This window comes from Streptomyces sp. NPDC001530 (assembly GCF_042894545.1).
Classification (GTDB): domain Bacteria; phylum Actinomycetota; class Actinomycetes; order Streptomycetales; family Streptomycetaceae; genus Streptomyces.
The window spans coordinates 51,597-76,465 of record NZ_JBIAVS010000027.1 but is presented as its reverse complement, the minus strand read 5'-3'; the positions used below and the strand labels follow the sequence as shown (position 1 = coordinate 76,465).

Annotated in this window: 18 protein-coding genes and 3 pseudogenes; 17 read left to right on the top strand and 4 right to left on the bottom strand. The window is 69.9% G+C overall.

Annotated features, from left to right (window positions below):
- Window positions 1-514 precede the first annotated feature (514 nt).
- Together ACFY0T_RS41615 and ACFY0T_RS41610 are read left to right on the top strand one after the other, a co-directional pair.
- Complete coding sequence (locus tag ACFY0T_RS41615; RefSeq protein ID WP_388883357.1) at window positions 515-3,022, top strand: DUF4132 domain-containing protein; 2,508 nt, start codon at window positions 515-517, stop codon at window positions 3,020-3,022.
- On the top strand, window positions 3,022-5,361 hold the full coding sequence (locus ACFY0T_RS41610) for a DUF4132 domain-containing protein (protein WP_388883355.1): 2,340 nt from the start codon (window positions 3,022-3,024) through the stop codon (window positions 5,359-5,361). The genes ACFY0T_RS41615 and ACFY0T_RS41610 overlap by 1 nt, the downstream gene beginning before the upstream one ends.
- A gap of 101 nt (window positions 5,362-5,462) precedes the next feature.
- On the opposite strand, the gene ACFY0T_RS41605 is transcribed toward ACFY0T_RS41610, so the two are convergent.
- Window positions 5,463-5,930 carry a winged helix-turn-helix transcriptional regulator gene (locus ACFY0T_RS41605; protein ID WP_388883353.1) on the bottom strand — a complete coding sequence of 156 codons (468 nt, stop codon included), beginning with the start codon at window positions 5,928-5,930 and terminating at the stop codon, window positions 5,463-5,465.
- Window positions 5,931-6,028: 98 nt separating this feature from the next.
- Between ACFY0T_RS41605 and ACFY0T_RS41600 the strand changes: the two genes are divergently transcribed.
- From ACFY0T_RS41600 to ACFY0T_RS41575, 6 genes and pseudogenes are all read left to right on the top strand, one after another.
- Complete coding sequence (locus tag ACFY0T_RS41600) at window positions 6,029-6,523, top strand: PaaI family thioesterase (protein ID WP_388883352.1); 495 nt, start codon at window positions 6,029-6,031, stop codon at window positions 6,521-6,523.
- Window positions 6,524-6,565: 42 nt separating this feature from the next.
- The gene (locus ACFY0T_RS41595) at window positions 6,566-7,396 is read left to right on the top strand and encodes an enoyl-CoA hydratase-related protein (RefSeq protein ID WP_388883350.1); all 831 of its coding nucleotides are present in this window, start codon (window positions 6,566-6,568) and stop codon (window positions 7,394-7,396) included.
- Window positions 7,397-7,577: 181 nt separating this feature from the next.
- Window positions 7,578-7,796, top strand: a pseudogene (locus ACFY0T_RS41590) (cyclase family protein); the annotation flags it as partial.
- Between the two features lie 191 nt (window positions 7,797-7,987).
- Complete coding sequence (locus ACFY0T_RS41585) at window positions 7,988-8,821, top strand: alpha/beta fold hydrolase (protein ID WP_388883348.1); 834 nt, start codon at window positions 7,988-7,990, stop codon at window positions 8,819-8,821.
- A gap of 199 nt (window positions 8,822-9,020) precedes the next feature.
- Window positions 9,021-10,106, top strand: a complete 1,086-nt coding sequence (locus ACFY0T_RS41580; RefSeq protein ID WP_388883346.1) for an S-(hydroxymethyl)mycothiol dehydrogenase — start codon at window positions 9,021-9,023, stop codon at window positions 10,104-10,106.
- Window positions 10,106-10,738, top strand: a complete 633-nt coding sequence (locus tag ACFY0T_RS41575) for an MBL fold metallo-hydrolase (protein ID WP_388883344.1) — start codon at window positions 10,106-10,108, stop codon at window positions 10,736-10,738. Before ACFY0T_RS41580 ends, ACFY0T_RS41575 begins: the two co-directional genes overlap by 1 nt.
- Before the next feature lie 60 nt (window positions 10,739-10,798).
- Here the strand turns inward: ACFY0T_RS41575 and ACFY0T_RS41570 are convergent.
- A pseudogene (locus ACFY0T_RS41570) lies at window positions 10,799-11,705 on the bottom strand (L-serine ammonia-lyase, iron-sulfur-dependent, subunit alpha).
- 169 nt (window positions 11,706-11,874) lie between these two features.
- On the opposite strand from ACFY0T_RS41570, the gene ACFY0T_RS41565 reads away from it, so the two are divergent.
- From ACFY0T_RS41565 to ACFY0T_RS41555, 3 genes are all read left to right on the top strand, one after another.
- Complete coding sequence (locus tag ACFY0T_RS41565; protein WP_388883342.1) at window positions 11,875-12,237, top strand: bifunctional 3-phenylpropionate/cinnamic acid dioxygenase ferredoxin subunit; 363 nt, start codon at window positions 11,875-11,877, stop codon at window positions 12,235-12,237.
- On the top strand, window positions 12,234-13,397 hold the full coding sequence (locus ACFY0T_RS41560) for an NAD(P)/FAD-dependent oxidoreductase (protein ID WP_388883340.1): 1,164 nt from the start codon (window positions 12,234-12,236) through the stop codon (window positions 13,395-13,397). The genes ACFY0T_RS41565 and ACFY0T_RS41560 overlap by 4 nt, the downstream gene beginning before the upstream one ends.
- Window positions 13,398-13,528: 131 nt before the next feature.
- A complete protein-coding gene (locus ACFY0T_RS41555) occupies window positions 13,529-14,659 on the top strand; it encodes an aromatic ring-hydroxylating dioxygenase subunit alpha (protein WP_388883338.1) in 1,131 nt (376 codons plus the stop codon).
- A 60-nt stretch (window positions 14,660-14,719) separates the two neighbouring features.
- Here ACFY0T_RS41555 and ACFY0T_RS41550 read toward each other — a convergent pair whose 3' ends face one another.
- Window positions 14,720-15,466, bottom strand: coding sequence for an IclR family transcriptional regulator (locus ACFY0T_RS41550; RefSeq protein ID WP_388883442.1), 747 nt, complete (start codon window positions 15,464-15,466; stop codon window positions 14,720-14,722).
- Between the two features lie 744 nt (window positions 15,467-16,210).
- Between ACFY0T_RS41550 and ACFY0T_RS41545 the strand changes: the two genes are divergently transcribed.
- Window positions 16,211-16,519: a hypothetical protein gene (locus ACFY0T_RS41545; RefSeq protein WP_388883336.1), complete on the top strand. Its 309-nt coding sequence runs from the start codon at window positions 16,211-16,213 to the stop codon at window positions 16,517-16,519.
- Window positions 16,520-16,613: 94 nt separating this feature from the next.
- Here the strand turns inward: ACFY0T_RS41545 and ACFY0T_RS41540 are convergent.
- Window positions 16,614-17,242, bottom strand: a pseudogene (locus tag ACFY0T_RS41540) (IS5 family transposase); the annotation flags it as partial.
- 629 nt (window positions 17,243-17,871) lie between these two features.
- Between ACFY0T_RS41540 and ACFY0T_RS41535 the strand changes: the two are divergent.
- The 5 genes from ACFY0T_RS41535 to ACFY0T_RS41515 all read left to right on the top strand — a co-directional run bounded on the left by ACFY0T_RS41535 (window position 17,872) and on the right by ACFY0T_RS41515 (window position 24,867).
- A complete protein-coding gene (locus tag ACFY0T_RS41535; RefSeq protein WP_388883335.1) occupies window positions 17,872-19,350 on the top strand; it encodes a sugar transferase in 1,479 nt (492 codons plus the stop codon).
- Window positions 19,351-19,420: 70 nt separating this feature from the next.
- On the top strand, window positions 19,421-20,737 hold the full coding sequence (locus ACFY0T_RS41530; protein ID WP_388883333.1) for a nucleotide sugar dehydrogenase: 1,317 nt from the start codon (window positions 19,421-19,423) through the stop codon (window positions 20,735-20,737).
- A complete protein-coding gene (locus ACFY0T_RS41525) occupies window positions 20,727-21,992 on the top strand; it encodes a glycosyltransferase family 4 protein (protein WP_388883331.1) in 1,266 nt (421 codons plus the stop codon). The genes ACFY0T_RS41530 and ACFY0T_RS41525 overlap by 11 nt, the downstream gene beginning before the upstream one ends.
- Entirely contained in the window at window positions 21,989-23,356 is a 1,368-nt protein-coding gene (locus ACFY0T_RS41520; protein ID WP_388883329.1) for a Wzz/FepE/Etk N-terminal domain-containing protein, read from the top strand. The genes ACFY0T_RS41525 and ACFY0T_RS41520 overlap by 4 nt, the downstream gene beginning before the upstream one ends.
- Window positions 23,353-24,867, top strand: coding sequence for a Wzz/FepE/Etk N-terminal domain-containing protein (locus ACFY0T_RS41515; RefSeq protein WP_388883327.1), 1,515 nt, complete (start codon window positions 23,353-23,355; stop codon window positions 24,865-24,867). Before ACFY0T_RS41520 ends, ACFY0T_RS41515 begins: the two co-directional genes overlap by 4 nt.
- Window positions 24,868-24,869: the final 2 nt, after the last annotated feature.

The following is a 24,869-nucleotide window of genomic DNA, read 5'->3' as shown; positions in this document are numbered from 1 at the left end:
ACGAATGCGGAAACGACATGGTTGCACAGAAGAAGAGATCGAGTCATTCTCTTCGCGCGGCCGATGAAGATTCCTTGACTTTCCTCTCACGAGTCCGATCGCATGTGGAACGGCTGGGATCGCACAACATGGAAGTGAACACTGAGGCGCCGGGAGTCAAAGGAACATACGTTCAAACATGGTCGGTCCGGCGGTGCGGAGGGTCTTCACGAGCGAGAGCCTGTGGGGCCCTTTCCGTGTGGGCCGCATTCCGGCTTCGAGGTTGAGCATGCCGCTCATCGGCACCGCCCGGAGACTACGGCTCGATGGTCGTCATCGCACAGCTGGCGGGAGCCGCAGGATCGTGGTGTGCGGGTTGGTCCCGTCGGCGGGGGCGCGAAACCTGGCTCGCACCCCCGGGCGCTGTGCGTGGATCATCTCCGGCCCGCCCCCGCTGGTCCCGGAGGTCGCATGAACAGACGTGAGGATGCTGCGGGTTGATCGCATTGTCAGTGCAGCCTGCCATCATCCCGCCATGCTCTACGACGCCCTGGTGACCGCATCCCGTAGGAACGACTCGCTCGACGACGTGAGGTACGCCGCGCTCGACCGCGTCCACTGGCTCGTCGACCTTCTGGAACGTCAGCGGACGGAGTCCCGGTGGGACCCTCCAACTTGGCAGGGGCAGGAGGGGTACGAGCGACACCAGGCGACGTGCGCGGCGATCCGGGCCGAGATCGACGGGCGGCTTGCGGCCTGTGCGGACGAGGAGGGCCGGGCCGCGGTCCTGTGCCTCTTGCTCGCCGCCTGCTTCGACGACTCGAGGTTCTGGCAGTACCACGCCCAGATCGGGCCCCTGATCTCGCGGGTCCACGGCTGGACGCCCGACGAGGTCGCGGTGATGCTGCGCCGCGTCACCGAGTACGACATGGGCCACTGGTTCGCGCAGTCGCTGGGGATGGTGCTGGACGGCGCCGAGCGGCTTGGCGCCGACGGCCGCCGTGCGGTCGAGCCCTGGCTGCGGCACGCCCACGCGGAGCTCATGAACACCACTGTCGAGGCACGCCTGCGCGGGTCACTCACCAAGCGCCTGCGTGCGCTGCTCGCGAGTGTGGACGAGGCGCACATCCCGGACGGACTGATCCCGTCGCAGGCCCCCTGGGCGGCCCCGCTGCGCGACCGTACCCACAGGTCGCCGACGCCGGAACTGGCCGGTTTCGTGCGGCACTTGGCGAGCCTGTCGGGGCCGCGTCCCACGCAGCGGTGGCGGCGGACGTGCCGCACGCTCGCGGATGCGGCGTCCGCGCGGGACCTCGTGGCCGAGATCCTGCGGACGCTGGCCGAGGATGATCCGCTGTGCAGCAGGGGATGCGGTCCGCACACCGGCTGGATCCACGGCGAGTACCACTATCACTACGTCGTTCATCAGGACGACGGTGACCTGGCGCGCGGCGTCGTCTGGGCGGCCGCGCTGATCGGCGGCCCGGCCGTGGTGCCGTACCTCGGTGCGCTCGCCCAGCGGACCGGCGCCGGAACCGGCGTGATCGAGGACCTCAAGCTCGCGGGCGCGACGATCAACGCGCTGGCCGAGATCGGCGATCCGGCCGCCCTGGAGGCCCTGTGGCGGCTGCAGACCCAGATCAAGCACCGGGCTCTCCGCAAGCAGCTCGACACCGCTCTGGTGACGGCCGCCGGCAGGCAGGGCATCACGGCGGGGCAGCTCATCGAGCGCAGCGTGCCCGACCACAGCCTGGCGCCGGACGGCTCGCTGGAACGCGACCTGGGCGGATACCGGGCACGGGTGGCGATCGAGGACGCGGCGACGGTGCGGCTCACCTTCACGCGACCCGACGGGCGGACGTCGCGTACGGCCCCGGCGGCGGTGAAGGACGGGTTTCCGGACGAGCTCAAGGAACTGAAAGCCCTTGCCAAGGAGGTGCGGGGCACGCTGTCGGGCGAGCGGGCCCGGGTCGAGGCGCTGCTGTCGGCCGGGCGCGAGTGGCCGTACGACGAGTGGTGCCGCCACTACCGTGACCATCCGGTCACCGGGGTCCTTGCCCGTGGGCTGATCTGGGAGTTCCAGGACGCGGACGGCGTGTGGCGCGCGGTGGCGCCGATGACCGAACCGCCCGGCGAGCCCGCGCGGGTCCGGTTGTGGCATCCGATCCGGGCATCGGTGGACGACATCAGGGCGTGGCGGGCGCGGATCGTCGCCGAACGGCTGCGGCAGCCGTTCAAACAGGCATTCAGGGAGATCTACCTGCTCACCCCGGCGGAGGAGGAGACCGGCGTCTACTCCAACCGTTTCGCCGCCCACATCGTCCACTACCGGCGGCTCTACGCGCTGTTCAAGGAACGCGGATGGCAGGCCAACTTCCTCGGCCGGTACGACGGCGGCTACGAGGGAACGGCCCGGGGCGAGTTCGGCGACGGCGCGTGGCGGGCCTGCTTCTACCACGAGCCCGCCGCCGACGACGCCGGCGACTACGCGCCCGACCACGCCGCGACGGACCAGGTGCGGTTCGAGCGGCGGGACGGCCGACGCCGGCAGGAGGTTCCCCTCTCCGAGGTGCCGCCGCTGGTGTTCAGCGAGGCGATGCGGGACGTCGATCTGTTCGTGGGCGTGACCTCGATCGCCGCCGATCCCGAGTGGGCCGACCGCGGCGAGGACCGCTACACCGCGTACTGGCGGACGGCCACCTTCGGTGAGCTGACGGCGAGCGCGGAGGTCCGCCGTGCGGCGCTGGAGCGGATCCTGCCGCGCCTGAAGATCGCCGACCGGTGCACTCTCGACGGCCGCTTCCTGGTCGTCCGGGGCGGACTGCGCACGTACAAGATCCATCTGGGTTCGGCCAACATCCTCATGGAACCGGACGATTCCTACCTGTGCATCGTCCCGTCGCGTCGTCAGGGCGACGGCAAGGTGTTCCTGCCCTTCGAGGACGAGCGGCTCTCGCTGATCCTCAGCAAGGCCTTCCTGCTCGCCGCCGACACGAAGATCACCGACGAGACCATCCTCCACCAGATCAAGAGGGGCGCCTGATGAACCACGCAGCCCGGCTGATGCGTGCGCTGACCGACCCGGACTTCGAGCTCGGGGACCGCCCCGATCTGTCGCAGATCTCCGACGAGGAACTCGGCGACCTCCTCCCGGCGGCCTACCGTGTGGGCGGCTCCGCCCCGCACGCGATGATGACGGTCCGCTTCGCGGTCGAGAACGCGGGCAGGGAACGGCAGCCGCGCTACACGCCCGACGCGTGCCGCCAGATGTTCGAGGCGCTCGCCGCGGGTACGGAGTCCCGCAACTGGGCGGACCTCACCCTGGGCGTGGGCACGCTGGCGCGCTGCACCGGTCCGTTGCCCGACCTGTCCGTTCCGGCCCGCGCACTGGTCGAGTTCGTCCTGGAGAAGGACGACGTGCGCCAGCCGTACGCGCTGCTCGCGGTGGCGGGACTCGCGGGCGGCAGGACACTGCGCGCGGCCGTGGAGCGCCTCTCCCGGGACGGGAGCCCCATCGTCGCCGACGAGATCGCCGTCCTCACCAGCCTCGGCCCTGTCGAGCAGGCGCTGCTTTCCGAGATCGACCGGGACCATTCGTTCGTCTCACCGCCGCCCCTCTCGGACGTCTGGCGCAGGGCGGCCGACGTCCCCGCCTACGTCGCGTTCGCCCGCCGCGCACTGGAGGCGGCGGCCGACCGCACCGACGCAATCGGGGCGGGGACGATCCCCTACCGGGCGGACAAGGCATTCACGGCCCGGGAGGTCATCACCCTCGGACAGGCCGCACGGGTGGCACTGCACCGCGACGAGCCCTGGCTGCCGGAACTGCTCGACCGGCTGCTGCCCGGCGTCGCGATCGCTCCGACGGCGGCCAAGACCCTGCCCTCGCAGGCGCTCCTGTACGAACTGGCGCGCGCCGCACAGGACTTCCCGACCCCCGAGCTGGTGACGGCGATACGCACCGTGCGCAGAGAGGTCCGGCATGCCGGGGTGCCCAAGCAGCTCGACAAGCAGCTCAAGAAGGTCGAGGCGGCCCTCGCCGAGCGGACCGACGTGGCGCTGCGCCTCCCGACGCTGGGCTTCGCCACTGCATCCATCAGCGGCACCGCCGCGGGCGGTGTCCTGCGCAGGGCGGTGGGCGACTACGCGGCCGTCGTCACGGTCGCCGAGACCGCCTCGCTGACCTGGGAGAAGGACGGCCGGCCGCTGCGCAGTCTGCCGACGGCCGTCCGCCGTGACCACGCCGGCCCGGTCAAGGAGCTGCGCGATCTGGTGAAGCGGGTGGATGCCCAACTCGTCACTCTCGCCCGAGCGTTGGAGGGCGGTTTCACCGTCGACGCCGTTCACCCGTACGGATGGTGGCGCGCCCAGCTCGCCGGGCACCCGCTCGCCCGGACCGTCGTACGCCGGCTGATCTGGGAGATCGAGGTCACGCCCGGCGCCTGGCGGGCCGTCCTGCCCGAGGACGGGGAGCTGCCCGACGCGCCCGACGACGCCTCCGTACGACTGTGGCACCCCATCCGCTCCGAGCCGGACGCCGTGCGGGCCTGGCGGGAACTGCTCGTCCAACGGCGGATCCGGCAGCCATTCAAGCAGGCGTTCCGCGAGATCTACCTCCTCACCCCGGCCGAGGAGGAGACCCGGGTCTACTCCAACCGCTTCGCCGCGCACCTCGTCCACTACCGCAGGATGTTCGCGCTGTTCAGGGCCCGGGGATGGGCGAGTGACCGGCTCGGCCCCTGGGACGGCGGAGGCGAGGACGCGGCGGAGCGGACGCCCGGCGCGGGGGAGTGGCAGGTGCGCTTCTTCCACGCCCTGGCGGACTGGGCGGGCGACGATCTGCTGGCCGCGACCGATCAGGTCCGCTTCGCCCGCCGGGTGGAGGGCGCCTGGCGGGAGGTGCCACTCGCCGAGGTGCCGCCGCTGGTGTTCAGCGAGGCCATGCGCGACGTGGACCTCTTCGTCGGCGTGACCTCCATCGCCGCCGACCCCGACTGGACCGACCGGGGCCCCGAGCGCGCCTACTGGGAGCGGGTCGGATTCGCCGAGCTGACCGAGAGTGCCGAGGCGCGCCGCGACGCGCTGGCACGGATCCTGCCGCGCCTGAAGATCGCCGACCGGTGTTCGCTCGACGGCCGCTTCCTCGTCGTCCGGGGCGGACTGCGCACGTACAAGATCCATCTGGGTTCGGCCAACATCCTGATGGAGCCCGACGATTCCTACCTGTGCATCGTCCCGTCGCGCGGCAAGAGGGACGGCAAGGTGTTCCTGCCGTTCGAGGACGACCGGCTGTCGCTGATCCTGAGCAAGGCGTTCCTGCTCGCCGCCGACACCGAGATCACCGACGAGTCCATCCTCACGCAGATCAAGCGGGGTGCCTGATGGCCACCGTGACGTTCTGGGACGAGACCGCGACGGGCATGCCGGTCACCGAGCGGGAGGCCGCCGGGCGCAGCTTCCCGTGACGGATGTCAGTCGTGGTGTCAGGTGCGGGGGTGGGCCGCGGGCCCCGGCAGGACCGTGACCTCGGTCGGGGAGAGCGAGGCGTGTTCGTCGGAGCACTCGACCACGACGCGTACCGGGGCACCGCAGTCGCTGTGCTGGATGTCCAGGACCGGGCCCTCGGGGTCGCCGACGTACGTCTCGCCCCATTGCCGGAGCGCCACGAGGACGGGCCACAGATCCCGGCCCTTGCGGGTCAGGCGGTACTCGTGCCGGGTCCGGCTGCCCTGCTCCTGGTACGGGACGGTCCTGAGGATCCCGGCCGTGACCAGCTTGCGGAGCCGGCCGGCGAGGACCGCCTCCGAGAGACCCACATGGCGGCGGAAGTCGTCGAAGCGGCGGACCCCGTTGAAGGCGTCACGCAGGATCAGCAGCGTCCACTTCTCGCCGATCAGGTCGAGGGTGCGCTGGACCGTGCAGTTCTCTGTGCTGATCTCCAGCCACTTCATGCCGTCATCGTAGGCAAGCCGCCTGGCTTTGTCATTGACAGTCAGCGTCGGCCGAGGCTAGCTTCACAGAATAAAGTCAGAGGAGGCAGCGCAACCGCATGGAACGCTCTCGTACATACGACTGGGAAGACCCCACGATCTCGGCGGCCGCCGTCGGGCAGAGCTCGGGGCTGGAGTTCCTCCGGGAGATCCTCGCCGCACGTGTGCCCTCGCCGCCGATCGGCGCGACCCTGGGCATCGCCCTCGAAGAGGTGGACCACGGACGCGCGGTGTTCTCCCTGGTGCCCGGCGAGGAGCACTACAACCCCATCGGCAGCGTGCACGGCGGGATCTACGCGACGATGCTCGACTCGGCGGCCGGCTGCGCGGTGCAGTCCACGCTGCCGCAGGGTATGGGCTACACGTCGCTCGACCTCACGGTGAAGTTCCTCCGCCCGATCACGGTCGACACGGGCAAGGTCCGCGCCATCGGCGGCGTCCTCAGCAGCGGCCGACGTACGGCACTCGCCGAGGCCCAGCTGCTCGACGGATCGGACCGCCTTCTCGCGCACGCCACCAGTACGTGCATGGTGTTCCCCCTGCCGGCCGCCTGACCCGCACTCTCCCCCAACGCAAAGACCGATCACGGAGGCGACGTGACCCTCGACAACACCGTTCGGATCGAAGGGCCGCCAGCCTCCGACTCCGCACACGGGGAGATCCGCGTCGACCGCACGGGAGCGCTGGTCACCCTCACCATCAACAGGCCCGACAAGGGCAACGCCCTGACCCTGGCCATGTACCGGGCTCTGGCCGACGCCGTCGCCGAGGCGGATGCCGACCCGGACGTACGGGTCATTGTGCTCACCGGTGCCGGCCAGGACTTCTGCTCCGGGAACGACCTCGACGACTTCCTCGCCCACTCCGGAACGGCCCTGACCCTCAGCTCCCCAGTCCTCGAGTTCCAGAAGGCGGTACTGCACACCAACACCCTCCTGGTCGCGGCCGTGGACGGCCCCGCCGTCGGAAGCGGTGCCACCGCGCTGCTGCACTTCGACCTCGTCTACGCGACCCGTCGCAGCCATCTGCAGTACGCGTTCGTCGACTCGGGCGTCGTACCGGACGCCGCCGCCAGCCTGCTGCTCCCGCAGCGTCTCGGGCCACAGCGTGCCGCCCAGCTCCTGCTGCTGGGTGAACGCCTCTCCGCTGCGCAAGCCGCACAACTCGGCCTGGTCACCGAGGTGCTCGACAACCGGGAAGGGCTCGAGGCCCGCGTGGCCGAGCAGGTGGCGGCCCTGCTGGCCGCGCCCGCGGCGGCACTCAGGGCCACGCGCGCACTGCTGAGGCCCACCGGGGCCGACCCGGTGCTCCGTATGTCGGCCGAAGCCGCGACCTCCGCCCGACTGCTGGGCACGGCGGACACGGCCGCGCGCATCGCCTCCCGCGCAGGCGGCCTGTTGTCCGCTCCCTACGGGAGCGGGTCCTAGGCCGCAGGCGGTCGAGCGTCGACGCTCGGCGAACGGAAGGTGCGGGTTTCCTCCGTGTGACCGTGGCGCCCCCCCGGCGCGCCCTGAGCATCGGCTGACACTCTTGAGGATCCGGCCGTCGTCAACGTGTCCAGCGTTGTCGGCAGTTCAGCCATGTCTCAGGGGGTCGTCATGCCGGGCCGCCCGCTCGCACGCTCAGGAGGCGTTCGTCGACACCGACGAGAACGGCTCGCACACCCCTGGCCTGTCGCCGGAGTGTGCCCGGTGGGTGGCGGAGGAGTCGCCGGTGATCGGCCTCGGCGTCGAGACGGTGGGCACCGACGGCGGTCGGGCGCACTCCTTCGACCCGGCCGTCCCCTGTCACTCGCATCTCCGCCAGGTGAGCCGGGAGGGCGGGACACCACGATGCTCCTGACCCATCCCGCGCGCCCTGAACCCCACGGCCGCCGCTGGTTGCTGATCGCGTCGGCCTCGCGGAGGATTTTCGGCGCCGAGTTCGCCTGCAACGCCGGCCCTTCAACGGTGCCGCCCGGACCTACTCCGGCTTGATCACGCCGTTGAAGCGAAGCGCGACCGAGAGGAACAGCACCCGTGAGTGAATGGCAGCTGACCCAGACATTCCGCAGCACCTCCGGCGACGTCCGCTGGGACAGCCTCGGGCACCCCGGCCAGGATCCGGTCGTCCTCCTCCACGGCACACCCTTCTCCTCCTATGTCTGGCGTGCCGTCGCCCGCGCACTCGCCCGCTGTCACCAGGTGTTCGTGTGGGACATGCCCGGTTACGGAGCATCGGAGAAGTACGCCGGACAGGACGTTTCCCTGGCCGCCCAGGGCAGGGTCTTCACCGAACTCCTGGCGCACTGGGGCCTGAACGAACCGCTGGTGGTCGCCCATGACTTCGGTGGTGCCGTCTCCTTGCGGGCGCATCTGCTGCACGGCGCCCACTACCGCGCACTCGCTCTGGTCGACCCCGTCGCACTGGCGCCATGGGGGTCCGCGTTCTTCCGGCTCGTCGGCGAGCACTCCGAGGTCTTCGAGCAGTTGCCACCCGCACTGCACCACGCCTTGGTGCGCGAGTACGTGAGCTCGGCCAGCAGCCCGGGCCTCCACCCGGCCGTCCTCGACCGGCTCGTCCGGCCTTGGCTCGGCGACCTCGGCCAGGCGGCCTTCTACCGGCAGATCGCTCAGGCCGACCAGCTCTACACGGATGAGGTTCAGGACCGGTACGGCGAGATCGGCATCCCGACGCTGGTGTGCTGGGGGCAGGACGACACCTGGATTCCCATGGCGAAGGGAGAGGAGCTCGCCGCGCGCATCCCGGGCGCACGACTTGAGCGCATCACCGGCGCGGGCCACCTCGTCCAAGAAGACGCACCCGCCGAACTCACAGCCGCGCTCATCGCCTTCCTCCAGCACTCCCGCTGACCCCTGACAACCCCGTGAACCTTCCCGGTCGGCCATATGACGGCCGGTGAGGGGGGAGCGGCGCCCCTGTCAGTCGGCGTTCTCTGTGTCGAATCCTTGACCCCCGCTCGGCCCTCCATGATGCTGTGTTGCGACACGTGAGATGCGTGCCGTAATGAGCAACGTTCGACCCAGGTCTCGTACCAGCCGAGGAGTGGCCATGACTCACCAGGTCCGTGCTGTCGTCGCGCGGGGGAAGGGCGCCCCCGTCAGCCTGGAAACGATCATCGTGCCCGACCCCGGCCCGGGCGAGGCGCTGGTGAAGATCGAGGCCTGCGGGGTCTGCCACACAGATCTGCACTATCGCGAGGGCGGCATCAATGACGACTTCCCGTTCCTGCTGGGTCACGAGGCCGCGGGTGTCGTGGAGTCGGTGGGGGAGGGCGTCAATGACGTCGCCCCTGGTGACTTCGTCATCCTGAACTGGCGTGCCGTGTGCGGGCAGTGCCGGGCCTGTCTGCGTGGACGACCGCAGTACTGCTTCAACACCCACAACGCGAAGCAGAAGATGACCTTGACCGACGGCACCGAGCTGTCTCCGGCCCTGGGCATCGGCGCGTTCGCGGAGAAGACGCTGGTGGCGGCGGGGCAGTGCACGAAGGTCGACCGGGCCGCGTCCGCTGCCGCCGCGGGACTGCTGGGGTGCGGGGTAATGGCGGGCATCGGCGCGGCCATCAACACCGGCAAAGTCGGACGCGGTGACAGCGTGGCGGTCATCGGCTGCGGCGGTGTGGGGGATGCGGCGATCGCCGGTGCCCGGCTCGCCGGGGCGGCCAAGATCATTGCCGTCGACATCGACGAGCGGAAACTCGAGACCGCGCGGAAGATCGGCGCGACTCACACCGTCAACTCCCAGCAGACCGATGCGGTGGAGGCCGTACGCGAGCTGACCGGTGGCTTCGGTGCCGACGTGGTGATCGAGGCCGTCGGCCGTCCGGAGACGTACCGGCAGGCCTTCTACGCCCGCGATCTCGCCGGGACGGTCGTCCTCGTCGGCGTACCGACCCCGGAGATGAAGCTCGAACTGCCGCTGCTGGACGTCTTCGGCCGGGGCGGCGCACTGAAGTCCTCCTGGTACGGCGACTGCCTGCCCTCCCGTGACTTTCCGATGCTCATCGACCTCTATCTGCAGGGCCGACTGGACCTGGACGCCTTCGTCACGGAGACCATCGCACTCGACGAGGTCGAGAAGGCCTTCGAGCGGATGCACGGCGGCGATGTGCTGCGCTCGGTGGTGGTCTTCTGATGGCCGGCGCCCGCATCGAACACCTCGTCACCTCGGGCACGTTCTCCCTGGACGGCGGCACCTGGGACGTCGACAACAACGTCTGGATCATCGGTGACGACACCGAGGCCGTCGTCGTCGACGCCGCACACGACGCCGAGGCGATCGCCGAAGCCCTCGGGGGGCGCACCCTGCGGGCCATCGTGTGCACCCATGCCCATAACGACCACATCGACGCCGCGCCGGAACTCGCCGCCCGTACCGGTGCTCCGATACTGCTCCACGGCGACGACCTGCCGCTGTGGAAGCAGACCCACCCCGAGCGAACACCCGACGGCCAACTGGCCGACGGCCAGGTCGTCACGGTGGCGGGTGTCGAGCTGACCGTCCTGCACACTCCCGGCCACGCTCCCGGCGCGGTCTGCCTGTACGCGCCGGGCCTCAAGGCGCTCTTCAGCGGTGACACGCTCTTCGCGGGCGGACCGGGGGCGACGGGAAGGTCGTACAGCGACTTCGGCACCATCGTCGACTCGATCCGGTACCGGCTGCTGACCCTGCCGGGCGACACCGTCGTCCACACCGGCCACGGGGAGACGACCACCGTCGCCGCCGAGGCCCCGCACCTCCAGGAGTGGATCGACCGCGGATTCTGACCGCGCGGCGGCGGCCTCGTCCCAGCGCTGAATGACGTCTCGGTCTCAGCGCTCGACGTCTCAGCACTCGATGACGTCGACCGCGAGGCCGCCGCGCGACGTCTCCTTGTACTTCACCTTCATGTCGGTACCGGTCTCGCGCATCGTCTTGACGACCTTGTCGAGCGAGACCACATGGGTGCCGTCGCCGCGCAGCGCCATCCGCGCCGCGTTGATCGCCTTGACGGAGGCCAGGGCGTTCCGCTCGATGCAGGGGATCTGGACCAGGCCTCCGACCGGGTCGCAGATCAGCCCGAGATTGTGCTCCCTACCGATCTCCGCCGCGTTCTCGGCCTGTTCCGGTGTGCCGCCGAGCGCCTCGGTGAGACCGGCGGCGGCCATGGAGCAGGCGGACCCGGCCTCGCCCCGGCAGCCCACCTCGGCCCCGGAGATCGAGGCGTTCTCCTTGAACAGTGCCCCACTGCGCCGGCGGCGAGCAGAAAGCGGACGACGCCGGCCTCGTCGGCCCCGGGAACGAAGCGCGTGCAGTAGTGCAGCACCGCGGGCGTGATTCCGGCGGCGCCGTTTGTGGGCGCGGTGACCACGCGGCAGCCCGGACTCGTAGGCACGCAGCAGCAGTTCGGACGCCGAGTTGAATCTCGCGGAACTCCACCTCCTGGCGGCCCAGCAGCAGGAGCCGGCCGGCCTCATGGGTCCGGCGCACCCGGTCGTTCCACGGTGTCGGTGTCCACGGTTTCCGGATCCTCGCCCACCAGGCCGAGGAGTACGGCCTTGCCGCTGCCGTGGCCGTGACCGGTGGCGCCGAGCGATCCGAAGAGTTCGGCCCGGACCTGGGCGGCGCGGGCCAGCAGGCCTTCTTCGTGCAGCCCGGCGACGAAGAGGCGCGGGCGGCCTTCATGGGTCCCGCGGTATGGGAGCTCGATGGCCCGATACCCACCTTGAACAGGTCGAAGACGCTGATCGCCACCCCAGGCTCCTTCGGGGAGCGTGTTGTCTATAGCGCAAAGAGTTGCGCAAAGTGCAACCTTGAGCAAGGGGTCCGCCTGTCGTCTGGATGCCTTGACAAGGGTTTGGGGCCGCCCTCAAACTGACGTTGCGCTTACCGCAATCCGTTTCGCTATACGCACCGAGGTGTCATGATGATTCCCGCGTGCCTTCTCGTGGATCTGCCGCGAGGCGAGGCCTACCGGCTCGACATCGATCCGCCGGTTTCGGTGTTCCACACTGATGACGGCGAGGTCTTCGCCATCGACGACACCTGCACCCACCAGGACGCCTCGCTCGCCGACGGCTGGCTGGAGGGCTGCGAGGTGGAATGCCCGCTGCATGCTTCGAAGTTCGACCTCCGGACCGGAGCCGTCGACGCTCCGCCGGCCAAGCGCCCGGTCCGCACCCACGAGGTCCTCATCGAGGACGGCATGATCTACGTCCGGCCGTCCACGGAGGCGCCCAACCTGCCGCCGTGCATCGCGTCGCGGCTCGCCGGAGGTCCCGCGTGAGGACAGTGGCCGTGGTGGGTGCGTCGCTGGCCGGTCTGTCGGCGGCGCGCTCGTTGCGGAAACGGGGGTACGACGGGCGGCTGATCGTCATTGGCGACGAACCGCACCGCCCGTACGACAGGCCGCCGCTGTCCAAGGAGTTCCTGGCCGGCGACATCGGCGAGGCCGATCTCACGCTGGAGACGGACGACGAGGACCTGCGGGCCGAGTGGCTGCTGGGCACCCGTGCCACCGGACTCGACAGTGCGGATCGCGCCGTGCGGCTCGCCGACGGCCGAGAGGTGCGGGCCGACGGCATCGTCATCGCGACCGGTGCGGCCGCGCGGAGGCTGCCGGGCACGGACGGGCTGACCGGGGTGCACACCCTGCGCACCCTGGACGACGCCCGCGCCCTGCGGGACGAACTGGCCCTGGGCGGGCGGCTGGTCGTGATCGGCGGCGGATTCATCGGCGCCGAGGTCGCCTCCACCGCATACGCTCTCGGACTCGACGTGACGGTTGTCGAGGCGGCGCCGACGCCGCTGGCCGGACCGCTCGGCGAGACCATGGGCGCAATCGTCTCCGCCCTCCACGCGGACCACGGCGTACGGCTGTTGTGCGGTGTCGGGGTCAAGGGACTGAGCGGGGAGAGCCGAGTTGACGCCGTCCTTCTCGAGGACGGCCGCAGTGTCCCCGCCGACATCGTCGTCGTCGGTGTGGGTGCGCGCCCGTGCGTCGAATGGCTGGAGGGATCCGGCGTCGTGCTGGACAACGGCGTCAAGTGTGGTGCGGACGGCCGCACCAGCCTGGCCGGTGTGGTGGCGGTCGGTGACTGCGCCTCCTGGTACGACCCCCACGCGGGGGTCCACCGCCGTGTCGAGCACTGGACCGGTGCGCGGGAGCGGCCCGACGCGGCCGTGGCCACGCTGCTGGCGTGGGGGGCGGTGGAACCGGGCGTGCCCCGGCCGCCGTACTTCTGGTCGGACCAGTACGGCGTGAAGATCCAGTTCGCCGGTCATGCGGCCGGTGCCGACAGCGTGACGGTCGAGGAAGGCGCCCCGGGCGACCGCAGTTTTCTTGCCGTCTACCGGCGTGCCGGGCAGCCGGTCGCCGTGCTCGCGATGAACCAGCCGCGGTTGTTCATGCGCTGGCGCAAGCAGCTCACCGCCGCGACATCTTGACACCACCTATGCGGCATCTCATGCTTTTGTTGCGTATAGAACGCAGCGTTGCTCCATACACAACGCCGTCCGGAGTCGCTCTTCCCGGCGCGTGAATGACCGATCCACGACGTTCTCCCGAGGAGTGCACTGTGACCTCGACCAGCCTGCCGGACAGCCTGATCGCCACCCTCCCTGGCTCCTCCTACACGGACCCGGGGATCTTCGCCCAGGAGCAGGAGCGCATCTTCGAAACGATGTGGTTCTGCGCAGTGCGCTCCTCCGATCTGGCCAGGCCCGGCGCCTTCCGGACCGTCGAGGTGGGCCGAGAGAGCATCCTGATCACACGCGCGCGGGACAACTCGATACGGGCCTTCTTCAACGTCTGCCGGCACCGCGGAGCCAAGCTCTGCACGGAGGAGACCGGCGAGGTCAAGCGCGCCTTCCAGTGCCCGTACCACGCCTGGACGTACGACCTGACGGGCAAACTCGTCGCGGCGCTCAACCTCACCAAGATGCCCGACATCAGCCGCACCGAGTACGGCCTGGCGACCGTGGCGACCCATGAATGGCTCGGCTATGTGTGGGTGTGCCTCGCGGAGAACCCGCCTCCCTTCGAGGAGGTCGTCCAGGACGTCGTCGCCCGCCTCGGGGACACCGAGTCGATCGAGCACTACGACGTGGAGAACCTCGAGGTCGGCAAGCGGATCGTCTATGACGTCAAGGCGAACTGGAAGCTCATCGTCGAGAACTTCATGGAGTGCTACCACTGCGCCACGATCCACCCCGAACTCACCGAAGTGCTCCCGGAGTTCGCCGACGGGTACGCGGCTCAGTACTACGTGGGGCACGGTGCGGAGTTCGGCGCCGAGATCAAGGGCTTCACCGTCGACGGCTCCGAGGGCCTGGACCGCATTCCGGGGGTCTCCGAGGATCAGGACCGCCGCTACTACGCGATCACGGTCAGGCCGCAGGTGTTCATCAACCTCGTCCCCGACCATGTGATCTTCCACCGGATGTACCCGGTTGCCGCGGACCGCACAATCGTCGAGTGCGACTGGCTCTACCTCAAGCACGTCGTCGAAAGCGGCAAGGACGTCAGCCGGTCGGTGGAGCTCTTCGACCGCGTCAACCGGCAGGACTTCGACGCGTGCGAGCGCTGTCAGCCCGCGATGAGCTCCCGGCTGTACGCCAAGGGCGGCGTACTGGTGCCCAGCGAGCACCACATCGGCGAGTTCCACGACTGGGTCCAGGAGCGGCTCGGGACAGGGCAGGCGCAGTAGCGGCGGTTCTCGACGGGGCGACGCCGGCGGCCGACGGGGCCGTCGGCGGCACGCGGGCGCTCAGCCCAGGTGGCCCATCCGATGGCTGATCTCCTCCGCGCCCTTGACCAGCACCGGAGCGAGCTCGTGCATGCGCTCCTCGGTGAACCGGTATGCGGGGCCGGAGGCACTGAGTGCCGCGATGACCTCTCCGTTCCGGTCGCGGACCGGCGCGGCCATGGCGTGGAGCCCTATCTCCAGCTCCTCCAGGGTCCAGGCGTAGCCACGCTCCCGAGCCTCGGCGAGATTCCTCTCGAGCTTCGTCTTCGAGGTCAGCGTGTGGGGGGTCACCTTCTTCAGGCCGGCCTCCGACAGCAGCGCGGCGCGCTCCTTGGCGGGCATGTGGGCCAGCAGGACCTTGCCGCTGGAGGTGGCGTGCAACGGGGTCAGTTCGCCGACCCAGTTGTGCGCGGTGACGGCCCCCGGGCCGCGCACCTCGTAGAGGTTGATCGCGTAGTGCTCCTGCATGACGGCGATGTTGACGGTCTCGCCGATCTCCTCGGCGAGGCGCTCGCAGACCGGCCGGCCCTGCTGCGTGATGTCGATGCGTCCCGTGACCGCGCCGGCCAGGCGGACGATGCCGAAGCCGAGGCGGTACTTGCCGCGCTCGCCCGCCTGCTCCACCAGGCCGCGCGCCTCCAGGGCGCCAAGCAGTCGGAACGCGGTCGACTTGTGAACATCGATCTCGGCGGCCACCTCGCTGACGCCGGCCTCGCCGCGCTGGGCCAGGATTTCCAGCACGCTGATGGCGCGGTCGACGGACTGCACTCCGCCGGACTGCGGACCTGTCGTTTCAGTATCTGGACTGTAGTTGCTCACAGCGAAACTATACGCGCAGTACGGTACAACTTGTTTACCGTCGGGACTTTGACCAGGTCTTTTCTCCTGGTAGGGGCCGATTCATGTGTCTGGTGCCCGCCTCTACCTGCGAGTTCCCGGGAGTTCCTGGGGGAGTGTGCACGCGTTGTGCACTGGATCCGGACGCTGGGTGGTGGGCTTGGTGAGTGCTGCCACCGAGTAGCAAGAGGGTGCTGCCACCAGCGCGGGCCCCGGGCCGCGCGGGACTGTTGCTCTTGGCGACGGTCGGTCTGCTGAAGTTATCAGGGCCCCGAACACGCCGTGCGCGGGGTGCTGTGTGGTCCGCCTTCCTGCTGGGGATCGCGGTCTCTTTGGCCGCGAACATCGTGGCGGCGCCGGCCTTGGAGTGGAAGCCGGTGCTCGTCGCGGGGTGGCCTCCGGTCGCCTTGCTCCTGTCGGTCGAGCTTCTGGTACACAGGCCGGTCGGTGGGCCGGCTGATAGGCCTGAGGGAATTGTTCCGGTGGAGAGTGATCGTCCGCAGGGCGACGACCCATTGCTGGCACGTGCCCTGATGCTTGATGCCCGGCACCGGGATCTGCGTCAACGGCCCATTTCTGCTGAGACCTTGCGGAAGGAACTGCTTGTCGGTGCGCGGCGATCGCGACAGCTGACTGCTCTTGTTCGGATGAACCGTAGCGGTGTCAGAGGCGTTGGTGGATCTCGTGATCGGGCGGATGTATCTGGCTGACGGCATCACGGAATCCCGCGCGTGTGTAGTCCGAGAGCGCCATCGACGGGTCGGCTGGGGCTTCGTGTCCGATCAGCTGCACGTGTGGATGGCGACGCCCGTCGATGGGTTGCCGATGGAGAAAAAGGTGGCGGCGCCGATCCTGGCGCCGGATTGCCAGCAGTTTCTTGGTCTGCTTGTGGTACACGGCCTCACTCGCTTCCGATCTGCGGAAATGGGCAGAATCGCCCACCGTGAAACCGGGTTGGTCCGCGTCTGGTCCGGATCTTGGTGAGCGGTGCCGAGGGGGACGCGGCACTCCATGGCACAGATTGTCGATAGTGACTCTTGACGTCCACGTGGTCTAGGCCGGGGTCGTTTCCTTTGGATCATGTCGCTGTCGAGATGAACATGGCGGCGAGGTGGAGTCTGGCCAGGAAGATGGTTGCGGTCCTGTCCTGGCCAGTGGCCAGGCCGCGCCACTGCTTGAGCTTGTTGATGCACCGCTCCGTGTTGCGCTGCTTGTAGACCTCACGGTCGAGGGCCGGCGGCCCGGCCACTGGATCTGCCACGGCGTTTGCGTGTGGCGATCTGATCGGCCGGCTGCGGTACCACTGCACGAATGCCCCGCCTGCTGAGGTGAGTTCGGATGGCTCGCGAGGAGTATGCCTTTTCGGCCAGGACCGCATCTGGCGTCGTGCGGGGGCGGCCGATCCGCCTGGGCACTCGCAAACGGGCCATGACCTGTGTAGGCGGGGGGCGTTCCCGGCCTGTTTGGAAGGCGAGCGGGCGGCAACGGCCGTCGGCCACCAGGTGGATCTTCGTTATCCGTCCGCCGCGGGAGCGTCCGAGGGCATGCGGCTCGCGGCCGGGGCCCGTTTGGGCGGGCTCCGGCGGCGTGCTGGTGAGCGCGCGCGATCGTGGAGTCGACGGCGACGACCCAGTCGAGGTCGCCGTCGGCGTCTGCCTGCGCGAGCAGAGCGGTGAAGATCCGTTCCTACGTGCCATCGATCGCCCACACCCGCATCCACCGCCCCGTGCTCACCAACAAGATCCGGCCGGACTTGCCCTGAGCGCGGCCCAGCCGGCAGTGCCAGGACGCCTCGGGGTTGCCGGTGCCGGCAGCTCGGAGAACTCCCGTCATCACAGGTCACAAGGCACGTCTTCGTCATCAAGGCACCCACAGACGTGACCGATCCGTGGATCCAGCTTCAAATCGTGCGCACAAATTGCACACATCCCTCTCTTCAGACGGGCCCCGATGGTCTAGATTGACCGTGCTTCGCATGCTGGGACACGAGGCGACAAATCATGATCTATAGGTCAGACGTTGCGGGCAGCCAGCAGCTGCGTCTCCGGCGCCAGACGTGTGGGTGATCAATTCTTGGAGCCCGAGAGGGGGCTTTGGGTGCGGGGAGCACCCGAGGTTTCGACGGGTTCCCGCGCAGCCGCCAGGGTGGGTTGTTCAAGTAGCGCTGAAATAGCCGGGATGTCATGCGCGGGGGCGGGGTCTCCCGGGGGGAGGAACAACGCGGCGCGGGGGGCGGGGCCTCCCGAGGGGTGGAACTGTGCGGGGGGCGGGGGCCTCCCGGGGGGAGGAACAGTGTTAGGCGACCACGTCGAACCACTGGGGACCGGGGGGGTTCTGTGCGGCAGGGGGGATTAGTCGGCCCTTTTCCGTCGGCGCGCGGGCGTCTGGCGAATGGGGCGATCAGCCAGCCGGCGACCGACTGGGAGCAGCGGTACCGCCGTACCGTGATCACCAGCGATACCGTGGTCACCGCCTTGGTGGTGGCGGCGATCGGCGACTTCTTCGGGGCCCGGGACGCGGCCAACTGGCACGAGAAGTGGGGAATACTCGCCTTCGGCACCCAGCTGCTGGTGCTGGGAGCGCTTGCGGTGAGCCGGTCGTGGGCTCCGGCCGTGCTCGGCCAGGGTGCCGAGGAATTCCGCCGGCTCGGACGCTCACTGTTCACGGCGACCGTCGTCCTGGCGCTCGGCGGGATCGCCCTGACCTCGCGCAACATCAAGCTCTGGATCTTCGTCGCGATCCCCGCGATCGCGCTCGTCACCATGACCGCGCGGTATCTGCTCCGCCTCTGGCTGCACAAGCAGCGCAAGGAAGGGCGGTGCCTTAGACCGGTGCTCGCTGCTGGGAGCCCGGCCACCGTGTCCGACCTGATCACCCGGACCCGCAAGTTCCCGCACCTCGGTTGGCGGGTGGAGGCGGTGTGCACGACGGACGGTCGCGGGCTCGACGGTGACGAACTGGACGGAGTGCCGGTCGTCGGCCAACTGGCGGACGTCGCCAAGCACGTTCGCCATGACGGCTACCGTGTCGTCGCGGTCACACCGGACCCGCACTGGTCACCGGACCGGCTGCAGCGGCTGGCGTGGAACCTCGAAGGCAGCGATGCCGAGATGGTCGTGGCCCCCGTGCTGATGGAGGTGGCCGGCCCGCGGCTGCACGTCGACGCGGTGCTCGGGATCCCGCTGCTGCGGGTCAGCATGCCGACCTTCACCGGGGGCCGCCGGGCGATCAAAGAGGTCGTCGACCGGGTGGGCGCGGCGGTCCTGCTGGTGCTGTTCGCGCCGCTGATGGTGCTTGTCGGGCTGCTCGTGCTGGTGGACAGCCGGGGCGGGGCGCTCTACCGCCAGCGCAGGGTCGGCAAGGACGGCCGCGAGTTCACCATTGTCAAGTTCCGCACCATGGCCGCCGGGGCCCACGGGGCACGTGCGGAGCTGGCCGACCGCAACGAGGGCGCAGGCCTGCTGTTCAAGCTCCGCCGGGATCCGCGGGTGACCCGCGTGGGAGCAGTGCTGCGCCGGTACTCGCTCGACGAGCTCCCGCAGCTCTTCAACGTGCTCACCGGATCGATGTCGCTCGTCGGACCGCGGCCTCCGCTACCGGAGGAGTCCGCCGCGTACGGCCCGGACATCCGGCGGCGGCTCCTGGTCAAGCCCGGGCTCACCGGCCTGTGGCAGATCAGCGGACGCAGCGACCTGCCGTGGGAGGAGGCGGTCCGCCTCGACCTGCGGTACGTGGAGGACTGGTCGCTCGCCTTGGACACAGTGATCTTGTGGAAGACGCTGCGTGCAGTGCTCCACGGGCAGGGGGCCTACTGATGCGCGGGGGTCGTCCGACCGGCGCGCGGACCGCAGGCCGCAAGGGCCTGCCTGGGGGGAGAGACGGGGAATGAGAGTCAGCGTTTTCGGGCTCGGCTACGTGGGCTGCGTATCGGCCGCGTGCCTGGCCAGCATGGGGCACGAGGTCATCGGGGTGGACGTGAACCAGGTGAAGGTCGACCTGGTCAACGACGGCAAGGCCCCGGTGGTCGAGGAGCGAATAGGCGAGCTCATCGCCGAGGTCGTGCGGACCGGAGCGTTGCGCGCCACCGGCGACGTCCGCGAGGCGATCATGGACAGCGCGGTGTCGCTGGTCTGCGTGGGCACGCCCTCGGAGCCCAACGGCAGCCTGTGCACCACGTACTTGGAGCGGGTCACCGAACAGATCGGCGCCGCGCTTGCCGAACGGGGCGGGCGACACACCGTCGTGTTCCGCAGCACCATGCTCCCGGGCACCTGCCTGAACCTGCTGGTACCGATCCTGGAGAAGAACGTCGGCAGCACGGCCGGGGTGGACATCGGGGTCGCGGTCAACCCGGAGTTCCTGCGCGAGGGCACGAGCGTGCGGGACTTCTTCGACCCTCCCAAGACCGTCATCGGCGAGCTCGACCCGGCAAGCGGCGATGCGGTGTTGGCGCTGTACGACGGCTTGCCCGGCGAGGTGTTCCGGGTGCCGGTCCCGACCGCCGAGGCGATCAAGTACGCGGACAACGCGTTCCACGGCCTCAAGATCGGCTTCGCGAACGAGCTGGGCGCGGTGTGCCAGGCGCTCGGGGTGGACTCGCACCAGGTGATGGACGTGTTCCTGGCCGACCGCAAGCTGAACATCAGCCCCGCCTACCTGCGGCCCGGCTTCGCCTTCGGCGGCTCCTGCCTGCCCAAGGACCTGCGCAGCCTGGTCCATGCGGCGCAGCGGGCCGACGTCTCGGTGCCCATCCTCGCCCACGTGCTGCCCTCCAACTCCGAACATCTGCAGCGCGCGGTGGAGTTGGTCGAGCGCACCGGCAAGCGTCGGGTGGGCCTGTTCGGGCTGTCCTTCAAACCCGGCACCGACGACCTCCGCGAGAGCCCGCTCGTCGAGCTGGCGGAGAGGCTCTTCGGCAAGGGTTACGACCTGCGGATCTACGACGCCAACGTGAGTCTCTCCCGGTTGATGGGCGCGAACCGCGAGTACATCGAGACCCGGCTGCCGCACCTCGCGCAGCTGCTCGCGGAGTCCGTCGACGAGGTGCTCGAGCACGCCGAGGTGTGCCTGGTCGGGACCAGGGATCCGGCCGTCCTGTCGGCGCTGCCCCATGGCGACGGCCCGGTGATTGTCGACCTCATCCACCTTCCCGACGCCGAGGCGCGCCGGGCCGAACCTGGGTACGTGGGCCTTGCTTGGTGACACAACTGGCGGCGACGGGCCGGCCCGTCGCGCGCTGATCTTGGTGGAGAACCTGTCAGTGCCGTTCGACCGGCGGGTGTGGCAGGAGTGCACGACGCTGCGCGACGCGGGCTGGGAGGTGCACGTCATCTGTCCCCGGGGGGAGAAGCGGGACACGGAGCCGGAGGCGGTGATCGACGGGGTGCGGATTCACCGCTACCCGTTGCGCGCGGCCACCGGAGGGCCGGCCGGCTACCTGCGGGAATACGGATCGGCGTTGTGGCACACGGTCCGGCTGGCTCGCAAAGTCGGCCCGGTCGACGTGGTCCACGCCTGCAACCCGCCCGACCTGCTGTTCCTGCCGGCACTGTGGCTGAAGCGGCGCGGCGCGCGGTTCGTCTTCGACCAGCACGACCTGGTACCCGAGCTGTACCTCTCCCGGTTCGACCGCGGCGAAGACCTGCTCTACCGCGCCGTGTGCGCGCTGGAACGGCGGACCTACCGGGCCGCGGACATCGTGCTCGCCACGAACGAGAGCTACCGGGACGTCGCGCTGCGCCGTGGTGGTCGGCGGCCATCGGACGTTTTCGTGGTGCGCAGCGCACCCGCGATCGACCGGTTCCAACCGGTGCCGCCCGAGCCGGAGTTGAAGCGCGGCAAGCCTCATCTGCTGTGTTACCTCGGCGTCATGGGCCCGCAGGACGGCGTCGACTACGCCTTGCGCGCCCTCGCGAAGCTGCGCGACGAGTTCGGGCGGACCGACTGGCATGCGGTGTTCGTCGGCTCCGGCGACGCCTTCGACGCGATGGTGGAGCTGTCCCGGCGGCTCGGGCTCTCCGAACAGGTGCAGTTCACCGGGCGCATTCCGGACGCCGACCTGGTGCGCTACCTGTCCACCGCGGACGTATGCCTTTCCCCCGACCCGCTCAATCCGCTCAACGACGTGTCGACCATGAACAAGGTCCTGGAGTACATGGCGATGGGCCGGCCCATCGTCTCGTTCGACCTCCGGGAGGCGCGCGTCTCCGCCGGTGACGCCGCCCTCTACGCGCCCGCCAACGACGAGGCCGAATTCGCCAAGCTCATCGCGCTGCTCCTTGACGATCCGGAGAAGCGGGCCCGGATGGGCAAGATCGGCCAGGAGCGGATCAGCGGACAGCTTTCCTGGCGGAACTCGCAAGCGTCGCTGCTCGCCGCCTACGCCGCTGCGTGCCGTGACCACACCCCGGTGTCGGCGGGCGACCCGGTCCGCACAGGGAAGAGGCAGCGCAGTTGAGCGATGACACGATCCGCCTGGTCACGATCGGGCGGATTCTCCGTCGACGGTGGCGGCTTCTCGCCGTCCTCGCCGTGGTGGGCGCACTCGTCGGCTACGGCGCCTCGGTGGTGTTCCCGCCGCGGTACACGACGTCGGCATCGGTCCTGCTGCCGGGTCAGTGGGAAGAGCGCGAGCTGCTGACTCAGGTGGATATCGCGACCAGTTCGACGGTGGTCGACCGCGCGGCCGCCGCTCTCGACTGGAGTGGAGTCAGCGGCACCGAGCTGCGGGATCGAGTGAGCGCCAAGGCTGCCGACGGGAACATCATCAAGATCTCGGGTACGGCCGACACCCCGGAGCGCGCGCAGCAACTCTCCGACCGGATGGCCCAGCAATTCGTCACATTCGCCGCGCGGATCGCAGGCGGCAGCACCGACCCCGACGCGGCCACCGGGACCGAGGCGCTGCGGCAGAAGGTGGCGGAGACCAACCGCCGCATCACCGACCTGGCCAATGCGGCCGATCCGGGGCAGACCGTGGAGAGCGTGCAGGCCCGCACCGACCTCGAGAAGCTGCGCACCTCGCTGGAGGAGGCCATGACGAAGCTGGACGAGGCCGACCCGGCGACCAACAAGGCCGGCATGGTCGTCATGGGGCCGGCGGCCCGGCCGACCGGCGAGGCGCCGCCGACGAGGATGCAGCTCATCGTCGCCGGGGCGGTGCTGTTCTTCCTGCTCGCGGTCATCGGCCATCTCGTCGCCGCACGGGTGAATCGCCGACTGCGCACCGAACCGGAGATCGCCGCGGCGCTGGGCTCGTCGCTGCTTGGCACCGTCGACGTGCCTGGTGAACGGCGCGCGCACCGGCCAGTAGGCCGTGGCCCGCGAGCCCGGATCCGCCGACTCCTCGGCGTCGACACCCGGTGGGACATACCGACCCCGCAGACGTCCGGCGACGAGGCCGGCAGACGGATCCGCTACCGGCGGGTGTGCGCTCGCCTCCGTGACCAGCTGCCGGCCCCCCGGCGGCTGTTGGTCGTCGTACCGGACGGCGACGAGACCGCCCGCCGGGCCGCCGGGCAGCTCGTCGCCGAGGCCAAGAGCGATCCGCTACTGCGGGTGGTGGAGGTTTCGGTGGACCGGCCGACAGTGCCGGACCGCGACACGGAGTCCGGTGCCCTGGTCGTGCTCAGCGCGGGCAGCTGGACCGCCGAGGAGCTCGCCGGCATCGCCGAGGCGTGTGCGGACGGCGGGCACGAGGTTGTCGGCATCGTCGTCGCCGACATGGTCCGGGCCCGTCCGACGCGGTCTGCCGTCCATCCTCCGGACGACGCCACTGTGGCGCTCGCGGTCCGCGGTCACGTGACGGGAGGTTCGGTGTGACGACGAGCACGACTTCGGAGTCGTCGGCAGCCATTCCGCTCTTTGACCTACAGGCGCTGGTGGTGGCGGTGCGCAGGCGCCGCCGCCTCTGGTGCTCCCTGGCGCTCGTGGGGCTGCTGGCCGGCGCGGCGCTGGCGGTCCTGCGGCCGCCGCCGCCGGCCGCGGTGACCAAGGTGCTGGTCGCGCATCAGGAGGACCAGCCGAACGACACCGGAACGCTGATCCGCACCGACGTAGAGCTGCTGCGGACCACGCGGATCGCCGACAAGGCCCTGAAGTCCCTCAAGTCCCCGGAAAAACCAGAAGACTTCATGCGGGACTACCGGGGGACCGGCTTGACCAACAACCTGCTGCAGATCGATGTGACAGGTGACAGCGACGCGGAAGCGGTGGCCCGGGCCAAGGCGCTGGCCGATGCGTTCGTAGCGGACCACGTGAAGCGGATGCAGGAAGCCGCCAAGGCCGAGTCCAAGGCCCTGGCCGACCAGCGTGACCGCATGCGGGACGAACTCGCCCAGGTCAACAAGGAGATCGGGGGCAGATCGCCGGAGAGCGACCCGAAGGCGTCGGCGAGCATCGAATCGCTCTTCGCCCGCCGGGCCGAGCTCGACTCACGGATCGCCGATTTCGACCAGCGCGCCGAGGAGGCACGCACCGGCACGCCCAAGGTCATCGCCGGCACGCAGATCGTGGACGCCCCGCGCGCGGTGCGGCACTCCCTGCCCAGGGCCGCTGCCACCAACGCCGCGATCGGGCTCGTCCTCGGGCTCGTCCTCGGGCTCGCGGTGGCCGCGGTCGGCACGGTGGTGGCGGACCGCCCCGTGCTGCGCCGGGACATCGCGGCGAACCTGGGCGCCTCGGTCATCGCGGAGCTGCCCCGCCGGTCGGGCAGGCGGTGGCAGCGCCGACGGACCCGGGCGGCCCGCGAACGGCTCACCGCGACCCTGGCCCGCACCGTGCGCGGCTCCGCGGAACCGGTGTCGCTGCTGGAACTGGGCTGTGCGCGCAGCGCGAGCGTGATCGCCCTGGACCTCGCCAAGGCACTGGCGGCGGAGGAGCCAGTGGTCATCATCGATGGTCTGCCCGGCCTGCAGCTCGCAGGCCGCCGCCCGAAGCCAGGAGACCCCACCGTGGTCAGCGGCGAGCGTGCCGCGGCCGTGTCGCATCAGGAGCGCCGGCTCGGCGTCGGCTCGGTGGCGCCCGGCACGGCGTGGACCGGCCTCCAGGACCTCGGTACCCAGACCGTGCTCGTCGTGCGTGCCGGGCACGGCAGCGCCGCATGGCTGCACACCGTGGCGCGGCAGCTCGCGGACCAGCGCATTCCGGTGATCGGTGTGGTGCTGATCGACCCCGATCCGCGGGACCGGACCGACGGCACTCTGTGGGACGGGCTGCACACCGCGCTGCGCGGCCACAACGAGTGGCTTGCGCGGCAGAACGGGACGGGCCGGACGCGGACGGAGCGGCCGTCATGGGCACGAGTCCCGGACATCGACCAGGAGGCGCGGTAAGA

Excerpts from the sequence above, each read along its gene's own strand:
- ACFY0T_RS41615 (WP_388883357.1), top strand. The coding sequence starts at position 515 with ATGCTCTACGACGCCCTGGTGACCGCATCCCGTAGGAACGACTCGCTC.
- ACFY0T_RS41610 (WP_388883355.1), top strand. The coding sequence starts at position 3,022 with ATGAACCACGCAGCCCGGCTGATGCGTGCGCTGACCGACCCGGACTTC.
- ACFY0T_RS41605 (WP_388883353.1), bottom strand. The coding sequence starts at position 5,930 with ATGAAGTGGCTGGAGATCAGCACAGAGAACTGCACGGTCCAGCGCACC.
- ACFY0T_RS41600 (WP_388883352.1), top strand. The coding sequence starts at position 6,029 with ATGGAACGCTCTCGTACATACGACTGGGAAGACCCCACGATCTCGGCG.
- ACFY0T_RS41580 (WP_388883346.1), top strand. The coding sequence starts at position 9,021 with ATGACTCACCAGGTCCGTGCTGTCGTCGCGCGGGGGAAGGGCGCCCCC.
- ACFY0T_RS41575 (WP_388883344.1), top strand. The coding sequence starts at position 10,106 with ATGGCCGGCGCCCGCATCGAACACCTCGTCACCTCGGGCACGTTCTCC.
- ACFY0T_RS41565 (WP_388883342.1), top strand. The coding sequence starts at position 11,875 with ATGATGATTCCCGCGTGCCTTCTCGTGGATCTGCCGCGAGGCGAGGCC.
- ACFY0T_RS41530 (WP_388883333.1), top strand. The coding sequence starts at position 19,421 with ATGAGAGTCAGCGTTTTCGGGCTCGGCTACGTGGGCTGCGTATCGGCC.